The sequence below is a fragment of the Streptomyces sp. NPDC007901 genome, assembly GCF_042959465.1.
Classification (GTDB): domain Bacteria; phylum Actinomycetota; class Actinomycetes; order Streptomycetales; family Streptomycetaceae; genus Streptomyces.
Genome location: NZ_JBIBKW010000045.1, coordinates 20,888 through 30,258, shown reverse-complemented (window position 1 = coordinate 30,258; position 9,371 = coordinate 20,888). Strand labels below are relative to the sequence as shown.

The 9,371-nt window shown below is 69.9% G+C and carries 6 protein-coding genes; 2 read left to right on the top strand and 4 right to left on the bottom strand.

Going from position 1 to position 9,371, the window contains the following annotated elements; genetic code table 11:
- The 4 genes from ACFZDK_RS53735 to ACFZDK_RS53720 all read right to left on the bottom strand — a co-directional run.
- A partial coding sequence (locus ACFZDK_RS53735; RefSeq protein WP_390986215.1) for a condensation domain-containing protein occupies positions 1 to 1,442 on the bottom strand: 1,442 nt, incomplete at its 3' end.
- A 250-nt stretch (positions 1,443 to 1,692) separates the two neighbouring features.
- Entirely contained in the window at positions 1,693 to 3,021 is a 1,329-nt protein-coding gene (locus tag ACFZDK_RS53730; protein WP_390986213.1) for an ATP-binding protein, read from the bottom strand.
- Position 3,022: 1 nt separating this feature from the next.
- The gene (locus tag ACFZDK_RS53725) at positions 3,023 to 3,676 is read right to left on the bottom strand and encodes a response regulator (RefSeq protein WP_390986210.1); all 654 of its coding nucleotides are present in this window, start codon (positions 3,674 to 3,676) and stop codon (positions 3,023 to 3,025) included.
- A 125-nt stretch (positions 3,677 to 3,801) separates the two neighbouring features.
- A complete protein-coding gene (locus ACFZDK_RS53720; RefSeq protein WP_359227312.1) occupies positions 3,802 to 4,455 on the bottom strand; it encodes a response regulator transcription factor in 654 nt (217 codons plus the stop codon).
- Positions 4,456 to 4,652: 197 nt separating this feature from the next.
- Here ACFZDK_RS53720 and ACFZDK_RS53715 point away from each other — a divergent pair, with 197 nt between their 5' ends.
- Together ACFZDK_RS53715 and ACFZDK_RS53710 are read left to right on the top strand one after the other, a co-directional pair.
- On the top strand, positions 4,653 to 6,374 hold the full coding sequence (locus ACFZDK_RS53715) for a carbohydrate binding domain-containing protein (protein ID WP_390986207.1): 1,722 nt from the start codon (positions 4,653 to 4,655) through the stop codon (positions 6,372 to 6,374).
- A 284-nt stretch (positions 6,375 to 6,658) separates the two neighbouring features.
- Complete coding sequence (locus ACFZDK_RS53710) at positions 6,659 to 9,319, top strand: trehalase family glycosidase (RefSeq protein WP_390986204.1); 2,661 nt, start codon at positions 6,659 to 6,661, stop codon at positions 9,317 to 9,319.
- Positions 9,320 to 9,371: the final 52 nt, after the last annotated feature.

The window sequence follows — 9,371 nt, the reverse complement described above, 5'->3', positions numbered from 1 at the left end:
TGTTGCCGGAACCACAACGCAGTCGCATCCGGCGTCCGCACCGCCCACCCACGGAACCGCTCCACCACCATCGACGCGTCCACATCCCGCGCCGTACCGCTCCACCCGCTCATCATCAGGGCACGTTCGTCGTCCCCCGCCACTCCGATCCGCCGCACCGGCGCCGTCGGGTTCTCGACCGCCCGCGTGACGAATCCGACCAGCGAGCGCAGAACCCCCCGCACCCATGCACGGTCGTAGAGCGCCGCGTTCGCCTCGACGGTGATCTCGGTCCCGGAGCCCGTCCGGTCGATCAGCACCCCGAAGTCCTCGACCAGTCGGGTCGACACGTCCCGTGCGACGCCTCGGCAGTCGCCGAAGGCCAACTCCCCCGTCCGCGGCAGGATGTTCAGATAGGGCCCGAAGTGCCGGCGGTCGCCCTCCGGCCAGCCCAGGTCCCGGCGCAGGTGCTCGCCCCGGTACCGCTGGTGGTGGAGCAGTTCACCGAGGGCCCCGTCGGCCGCCCGGGCGAGGTCGAGGAGGCTCGCCCCGGCCGGGACCGGGAACCGTAGGGGCAGCATGTTCGCCCGGGTGAGGCGGGCCCGCAGGTCCGTCTCACCCACGCGCCCGGTCATGGGCAGGCTGAGCAGTGCTTCGGCCGAACCCGTCATGCCGCTCACGAAGGCGCCGGAGGCGGCGGCGAGCAGCCGGGACGTCCGCAGGCCGACGCTGTCCGCCGCGGAGCGCAGCGCGTCCGTCGCGGCGGTTGCGAAGCTGCCTGTCTCGCGCAGCACCGCTCCGGCCTCGGCCCCGGACTCCTGGAGGAATCCGGAGACACCGGAAAGACGCGGAACCTCGGCCAGTTCCGGCCGGTCGGAGAATCGGTCGCGCAGATACCGTCGGTCGTCGGTGAATTCGGGCGAGTTCCGGTACCTCGCCTCCTCGTCAAGTGCCTCAGTCAGAGAAACGAACTCGGCCTCCGAATATACCGCGCCCACGACGAGGGCCGAATAGACCTCGGCGACCCGGCGAGCCATCAGTGTGCATGCATATCCGTCGAGCAGCAGGTGGTTATAGCCCTGGAACCAGCAGTACCGATGGGAATCGAGACGGAAGAGCACGAACGAGAACAGCTGCTCTCCGCGCGGATCTTCCACGCCGGCGAGTTCCTCGCGCATCCGGGTTTCCATCCACGCCCGCGGGTCGCCGCCGCCCCCGTCCGGCTCCTCGATGCGCAGCGACCATCGCCGAGCGGGGTGCGGTACGGCGCGTGCGCTGCCGACCGCGTCCTCGGCGAATCGCACGCCCAGGATCTCCGTCTCCTCGACCGTCCGGCGCAGCGCGGCCTCGAAGGCGGGCACGTCCAGCGCGCCCGTGATCTCGACGGCCTGCCCGACGCTGTAGAGCGCGCGAGGGCCTCCCAGGCGCTGCGCGTGCCAGATTCCCTCCTGGCTGTCGGACAAGGAAAAGCTGCCACCGATTCGCTCGCTCATATCTAGGCCTAACCCCTATTCCCTCTCCATGGGCATGCAGCTGCCCAATGCACCATTTCGCAGGAAACGCAAGGCAAAGAGCTTCCGCTCGGGAAGCTCCCGGGAATCCCCACCCGTGGACCGAAAAGCCCGGTGAAACGCCGTCAAATCCCGTTCACGACCGGGGCCGGTCAATCAGAACAATACCTATCGGACGGTGTCGTCCAACCCGCCGTTCTGGTCACTTGGACGCGGTGGCCGTGCGCGACTGTGACCAACCCTCGTATCGCTCCCCGGCCTTGACAAGGAGGGGAAAGGAGACCTCGACGACGAGCCCGCCGCCCGGCCTGGCGCGGGCGGTGAGGGTGGCGTCGTGGGCGGCGGCGATGGCGCGGACGATCGACAGGCCGAGGCCATGGTGGCCGTCGCCGGCGGTGCGGTACATGCGCTGGAACGGTTCGAAGAGCTGGTCGACCCGGTCCTTGGGAACCTCGGGGCCGGTGTTGGAGACCGTGAGGACGGCGCGCCGGTCGTGGCGCCGCACGGTGATGTCCACGGTCCCGTCGGGAACGTTGTAGTAGGCCGCGTTGTGGACGAGGTTCGCGACCAGCCGCTCCAGGAGCGCGGTGTCGCCGGCGACCGGCGTCGGCTCGGTGTGGTCCTCGATCCGTACGCCGTTCCGCAGGGACTCCGGGAGTTGGGTGAGCAGCACGGACTCGTTGATCTCGGCCAGGTCGACGGGCTCGGTCCGTTCCACGCCCCGTTCGCTGACGGCCAGGGTGAGGAGGGATTCCAGCAAGGCTCCCTGGTGGGTGCTGATCCGCAGCAGGCGCTCGAAGTTCTCGCGGAACGACTCGGCGGTGGCGTCGCGGTCGAGGAGGGACTCCTCCAGGAGGGCGCGTTCCACCGTGAGCGGGGTGCGCAGCTCGTGGGCGGCGTTGGCGACGAAGCGCTTGTGGGACTCCAGGGCTGCTTCGAGCCTGGCGAGGAGCCCGTCGATGCTGTCGGCGAGTTCGCTGATCTCGTCGCGGGGGCCCGCGACGGCGAGGCGCTCGTGCACGTTGCTGGCGGAGATCCGGGCGATGCCGGCGTTGAGGGTGCGCATGGGCCGGAGCACGCGCCGGGCCAGGAGCCAGCTGAGCACGATGGAGATCGCCGCCATGATGGCGAGGGCGGTGCCGGACTGCACGAGGAGGTCGTGCATCTGGGCATCGTGCAGATGCTCGGTCTGCCTGCGCAGTTGGTCGTTGAGCCACGCGGTGAGGTCCTGCGGGGACCCAGAACCCGGGCCGGGCCGGATGACGGTCCCCGGTGGCGAACCGCCTCCCGGCACCCCTTCGTCGTGTACGGCGGTGACGACGTTGTGGGTGGGGCGGTTGACGAGCAGATAGGTGATGCCGAGCAGGACCGCGCCGGAGGCGATGAACAGCAGCCCGAAGAGCATGGCGAAGCGGACCCGGACCCGGCGGGGCGTGAGGTGGCGGACCAGGGCTCGCACCCGGGCGGCGCCGGGGCCGCTCAGCCAGGCATGGACGCGCACTCGGAGACGGGCCAGTGGGGTTGTCGCCATGTCAGATCCGGTAGCCCTCTCCGGGCACGGTCTGGATCACGGAACGGTCGACGAGTTTGGTCCGGAGCCGGTTGACCGTGGCCTTGACGGTGGTGGTGCCGGGGTCGGTGACTTCGTCCCACACCTTGGCGAGCAGCTCGTCGGCCGGGACGGTCCGACCCCCGGCACCGAGCAGGTAGGCGAGCACGCCGAACTCCTTCGCGGTGAGGGGAAGTTGGGTGCCGGCGTGACTGGCGGTACGGCGGGCGGGGTCGAGCAAAAGGGAGCCGCGGGCGAGGACGGGTTCCCGCACGGGGTGAGCGCGGCGGCCGAGGGCACGGGTACGGGCGAGGAGTTCGGCCCAGGCGAACGGCTTGGCGAGGTAGTCGTCGGCGCCGAGGCCGAGGCCTTCGACCCGGTCGGCGATGGAGGCGGAGGCGGTGAGCATGAGCACCTTGGTGCGGACGCCCTCGGTGGCGAGTTCGGCGCAGACCTCGTCGCCGTGCACGTCGGGGAGGTCGCGGTCGAGGATGACCACGTCGTAGTCGACCTCCAGGATGAGGTCGAGCGCGGTCCGGCCGCCGTAGGCGGTGTCGACTGCGAGGCCCTCGCGGCGCAGCACTCTGGTGATCGAATCCGCGAGCTCCGTGTGGTCCTCCACCACCAGTACTCTCATTGCTCCCCCTACGAAACACGGGTCACCGACGGCAGGGTCCCCCACGCCGGGTCACATCCGGGTTACTCCGTTCACAGGCTGGCGTACCGTCTTCCGCCCCGCAACAACACGCACGGCGGTCGCTCTCAGATCCGGTAGCCGACGTGCGGCAGTGTCTCGATGACGGGCGGGTCCCCGAGCTTGCGACGCAGCCTGCTGACGGTGACCTTGACGGTGTTGCTGAACGGGTCGGCGTCCCGGTCCCAGGCGCGTTCCAGGAGTTCCTCGGCGGAGACGACGGCGCCGCCGGCGGCGAGCAGGACCTCCAGGACGGCCATCTCCTTGGGTGACAGGTCCAGGCTGCGTCCGCCGCGGAGCGCGGTGCGGCGGGCGGGGTCGAGTTCGATGTCGCCGCGGGTGAGGACCGGGGGTACGGCGGGCTGGTCGCGTCTGTCGAGGGCCTGGACGCGGGCGATCAACTCGGCGAAGGAGAAGGGCTTCGCGAGGTAGTCGTCGGCCCCGAGACCGAGGCCCTCGACCCGGTCGGCGAGGGTGCCGGAGGCGGTGAGCATCAGGACCCGGGACGGGCAGCCCTGCTGGACGAGGGCACGGCAGATGTCGTCGCCGTGCACGAGCGGCAGGTCGCGGTCCAGGACGACGACGTCGTACGCCCCGCTGGCGGCCCGGGTGAGCCCCTGCTCGCCGTCGTGCGCGAGTTCGACGTCCATGGCGTGCCGGCGCAGCCCCCGCGCAAGGCTCTCCGCGAGATCCCTGTGGTCCTCCACGATCAGTACGCGCATGTCCCCACCTTGACAGCCGGCGGATCACACGGCGGTAACAGCGTCCGCGGGTGGCCGGTAACAGCCTGCAGGTCGCCAGGAGTTGGCCATTCCGCCACACGTAAACACTTGGTCTAGTCCTCTTGACGGAGACTCCGGCCGGTTGTTTGGTATGTACCAATCTCCTCCCCTTCACTCTCCCCGAAAGGGGACATGTCATGCACCTGGCAAGATTGCCGAGGTTGGCGAGACTCGCCGCCTCCGCGTGCGCTCTCGCCCTCGCGGCCACCGGCGTCACCGTCGCGCTGGCCCCTGCCGGCGACGCGGCGGCCGGCAGCGTCTACTCCGTGGCCCCCTACGTCGACATGTCGAACAGTCAGGAAGGACTGCTGGACACCGCCATCACCGGGCACGGGCTCAAGGCCTACACGGCGGCCTTCGTCCTCGGTGTCGGCTGCAACCAGATCTGGGGCGACACGCTCCCCATAGGCAACGACTCCTACACCGACCCCGAGATCGCCCGGGCGAAGTCCGAGGGCGCCTCCGTCATCATCTCCTCGGGCGGGGCGAGCGGTGAGCCGCTCGCCTGGACGTGCTCCACGCAGAGCAGCATCGACGCCGGTTACCAGGCCATCATCAACGACTACGGCGTCACCCAGCTCGACTTCGACGTCGAGGGTGCCGCGATCGCCGACACCGCGGCCGCGGCCCGTCAGATGCAGGCGATGAAGGACCTCAAGGCGTCCAACCCCAACCTCCGGTTCTCCATGACCCTGCCGGTGCTCACCAGCGGGCTGACGAACGACGGCGTCAACATCCTGAAGGCCGCCAAGTCCGCGGGTGTCAAGATCGACGTGGTCAACATCATGGCCATGGACTACTACGCGGGCACCGGCACCGAGATGGGCCAGGGCGCGGTCTCGGCGGCCAGGGCCACGCTGGCGCAGATGCAGTCCGTCGACTCCGGTTACACCTACGCCAACCTCGGCATCACCCCGATGATCGGCAAGAACGACGACGGGTCCACCTTCACGCTCGCGGACGCCCAGACGGTGGAGTCCTTCGCCGCGCAGAACGGCGTCGGGCGGCTGTCGTTCTGGTCGGCCAACCGGGACCAGCCGTGCAGCGGCAGCGCCAACTCACTGTCCACCTGCAGTGAGATCAGCCAGAACAGCCTCGCCTTCACCGACGCGTTCGTGCCCTACGAGGGCAGCTCGGGCGGCGGGGGCGGCACCACCACCGACTTCTCCCTGTCCCTGTCGCCGGGTTCCGCCTCGGTCGCCCAGGGCGGTTCGGCGACCGCGACCGTCGGCACGGCCGTCACCTCCGGCAGCGCCGAGTCCGTCAGCCTCTCCGCCTCCGGCGCGCCCTCCGGCGTCAGCGTCTCCTTCTCCCCCACGTCCGTGACGTCCGGCGGCAGTTCGACGCTGACGGCGACGGTCGGCTCGTCCGTGGCCGCGGGTTCCTACCCGATCACCGTCACCGGCACCGCCGCCAGCGGCAGCCACAGTGCGACGTACACGCTCACCGTCACCACCAGTGGGGGCGGAGGCGGCGGGGGCTCACTGACCAACGCGGGCTTCGAAACCGGCAGTCTGAGCCCCTGGACCTGCGCGAGCGGCAGCGCGGTGGTCTCGACCCCGGTCCACGGCGGCAGCCACAGCCTGCAGGTCGCGCCGAGCTCCAGCAGCACCGGCGAGTGCGACCAGACGGTCGCTCTGTCCCCCAACCACACCTACACGCTCTCCGGTTGGGTGCAGGGACCGTACGCGTACATCGGAGTCTCCGGCGGCGCCAGTGCGAACACCTGGTCGAACAGCACGAGCTGGAACCAGCTGTCGGTCAGCTTCACCACCGGCAGCAGCGGAACAGTGACCGTCTTCGTCCACGGCTGGTACGGCCAGTCCGCCGTCAACGCCGACGACTTCACCCTCGGCTGACGGCCCCGTCCACGCGCGCCCCGGCGGCGGCCTCGGGCTTCATCCCCCGGGCAAGCCGGCGGGGCGCGCTGCGCGCTCCGGCCCGGACGACAAGGCTCCGCAGCCATATTGACTTGCACGCGTCAACCCTGCTTGCCTGGACGCCACACCCTCATTGGTCTGCACCACTGACACTCTCTCACTTTGAATCGATTCATACCCTATGCACGACGATTCGGCCGGATCATGATTGAAACGTTTCATTAATGCAGGCCCCTCCCCACGAGACCGAGGAGAGCCATCCCGTGAACCATCCCTTCAAAGGCGCGTTGCGCATCGCGCTCGTCGTCGGCCTCGGCCTGGCCTTCGGCGGCGTGGCCCCCTTCGAGTCCCCGCCCCCGGCGGCGGCCGCCACGTCGGCCGCGGCCACGCCCGGCGACCCCTACAACCTCGCTCCGACCTCGCGGACGCTCGCACCGGTCTCGGTGTACCGGACCGCCGGCTCGGTGAGCGATCCCACCCATGTGCTGTCGCACCAGGCCACCCGGCTGAACGGCAGCGGCTCGGCCGTGACCCTGGACTTCGGCAAGGAGGTCGGCGGCATCGTCACCCTCAGTTTTTCCGGGGCGAGCAGTGCCGGGCAGAGCGTGGGGCTGGCCTTCAGCGAGTCGTCGCTGTACGTCGGCAACAGCAGCGACAACTCGGGCGGCGGTACGGACGGCGCGATCTACGCGACGGTCAACGGCGCCGGCAGCTACACCATGCCCGCCGACAAGCTGCGCGGCGGCTTCCGTTATCTGACGCTCTTCCTCGACTCCGGTGGCTGGGTGGACGTCAACGGCGTCTCGCTCGCGTTCTCGGCCGCCCCCGGAGCCACGAATCCGGCGGCCTACCCGGACTACTTCTACTCCAACGACACGCTGCTCAACCGCATCTGGTACGCGGGTGCCTACACCGTCCAGATGGACACCATCGACCCGGCCCAGGGCCGGGTGTGGCCGCTGCCCTCCTCCGGCTGGGAGAACAACGGCGTGGTGGGCGTGGGCAGCGAGGTCCTGACCGACGGCGCCAAACGGGACCGCTCCGTGTGGCCCGGCGACATGGGTATCTCCCTGCCCACGGCCTACGTCAGCACCGACGACATGACGGCCGCCCGCAACTCGCTGGCCACCGTGTACCAGATGCAGCAGTCGTCGGGTGAACTTCCCTGGGCAGGACCGGAGTTCAACTTCTTCGGCTCCGACACCTACCACATGTGGACGCTGCTCGGCACCTACACCTACTACCTGGACACCGCCGACCGGACCTGGCTCGACGGCATCTGGTCGCAGTACAAGCGCGGCGTGGACTTCATCACCGCCAAGGTCGACTCGAACGGCCTGCTCGGCGTCACCGGGACCCTGGACTGGGCCCGCACCGGCCAGGGCGGGGAGAACATCGCGGCCAACGCCATGCTCTACCGGGTCCTGACCACCGGCGCGTCCCTGGCCCGCACCGAGGGCGACAGCACGCTGGCGACCAGCTACGGCACCCAGGCCGCGGCCCTCCGGACGCAGATCAACTCCCGTCTCTGGGACGCGTCCGCCGGCGCCTACAAGGACAACCCCACCAGCACCCTCCACCCGCAGGACGGGAACTCCCTCGCCGTCTGGTACGGCGTGACCTCCTCCGCAGCACAGGCCGACAGCGTGACCGCCTACCTGCGCACCCGCTGGGGCAGCCGCGGCTCCCAGACCCCGGAGTGGAACAACAACATCTCGCCGTTCACCGGCTCCATGGAGGTCTACGCCCACCTCGCCGCCGGTGACGACACCAACGCCCTGAACCTCATCAGGACCGAGTGGGGCTTCATGCTCGACTCCCCGATCGGCACCAACAGCACGTTCTGGGAGGGGTATTCGAACCAGGGGGACGTCGGCCCCTACGGCGGCTCCTTCACCAGCATGGCGCACGGCTGGTCCACCGGTCCCACCGGCGCGCTCACCTCCGACGTCCTGGGCATCCAGCCGACCGGCGCGGGCGGCACCGCCTACCAGGTCGTCCCGCACCCCGGCGATCTCACCCACGTCGAGGGCACCCTGACCGTCGCCGCCGGAAAGACCGTCCACGTCAGCTACGACCACCCCGCCGCCGGCAACTTCACCCTGCAGGTCGACACGGGCTCCAACACCGGCTCCACCGGGGTGATCGCCGTACCCAGGTTCGGCCAGAGCCACACGGTCACGATCAACGGCACCACCGCCTGGAACGGCACCGCCTTCACCGGCGCCACCGGCGTCGCGAGCGCGGACCAGGACGCCGACTACATCTACTTCCGCGGCGTGCAACCCGGTTCGTACACCGTCGCCTACCCCACCACGGGCACCGTGTCTCCCGCCGAGCACACCTCGCTGCCGGGCGCCTGGACCCAGTGCGCGCTGGAGAACGGCACCTGCGCCGTCTCCGGGACGCAGACCCTCGCCTTCGGCGCCCAGGGCCGGTTCGACTACCTCACCGCCACCGGAAACACCGCGTGCACGAACACGGCGTTCGGCGACGACCCGATCAGCGGCATGGCCAAGGCCTGTTACGTCCAGACCCCGCCGCCCACGACCGACGTCTGGGCCCCGTGCGCCGCCGAGGGCGGCACCTGCTCGTACGCCGGGGTGATGACCGTCGCCTACGGCGCGAACGGCACGTACACCTATGCCACCGTGCCGAGCACCGCCTGCAACAACACGGCCTTCCCCGACCCCACCCCCGGCACCGCCAAGTCCTGCTACCTGACGGCCCCGCCGCCCACGTTCACGACGTGGACCACCTGCGCCGCCGAGAACGGGAGTTGTTCGTTCACCGGCACCCACGAGGTCGCCTACGGGGCCGACGGCCACTACGCCTACGGCAGCTTCACGGGCGGCACCCCCTGTGACAACGCTGTCTTCGACGACCCGGCCGCCGGGACGGTCAAGAACTGCTACGTCCAGTAGCGGCAGGCATCGAGGAGGGCCGGTTCCGCGGGCACACGCCCGGGGAACCGGC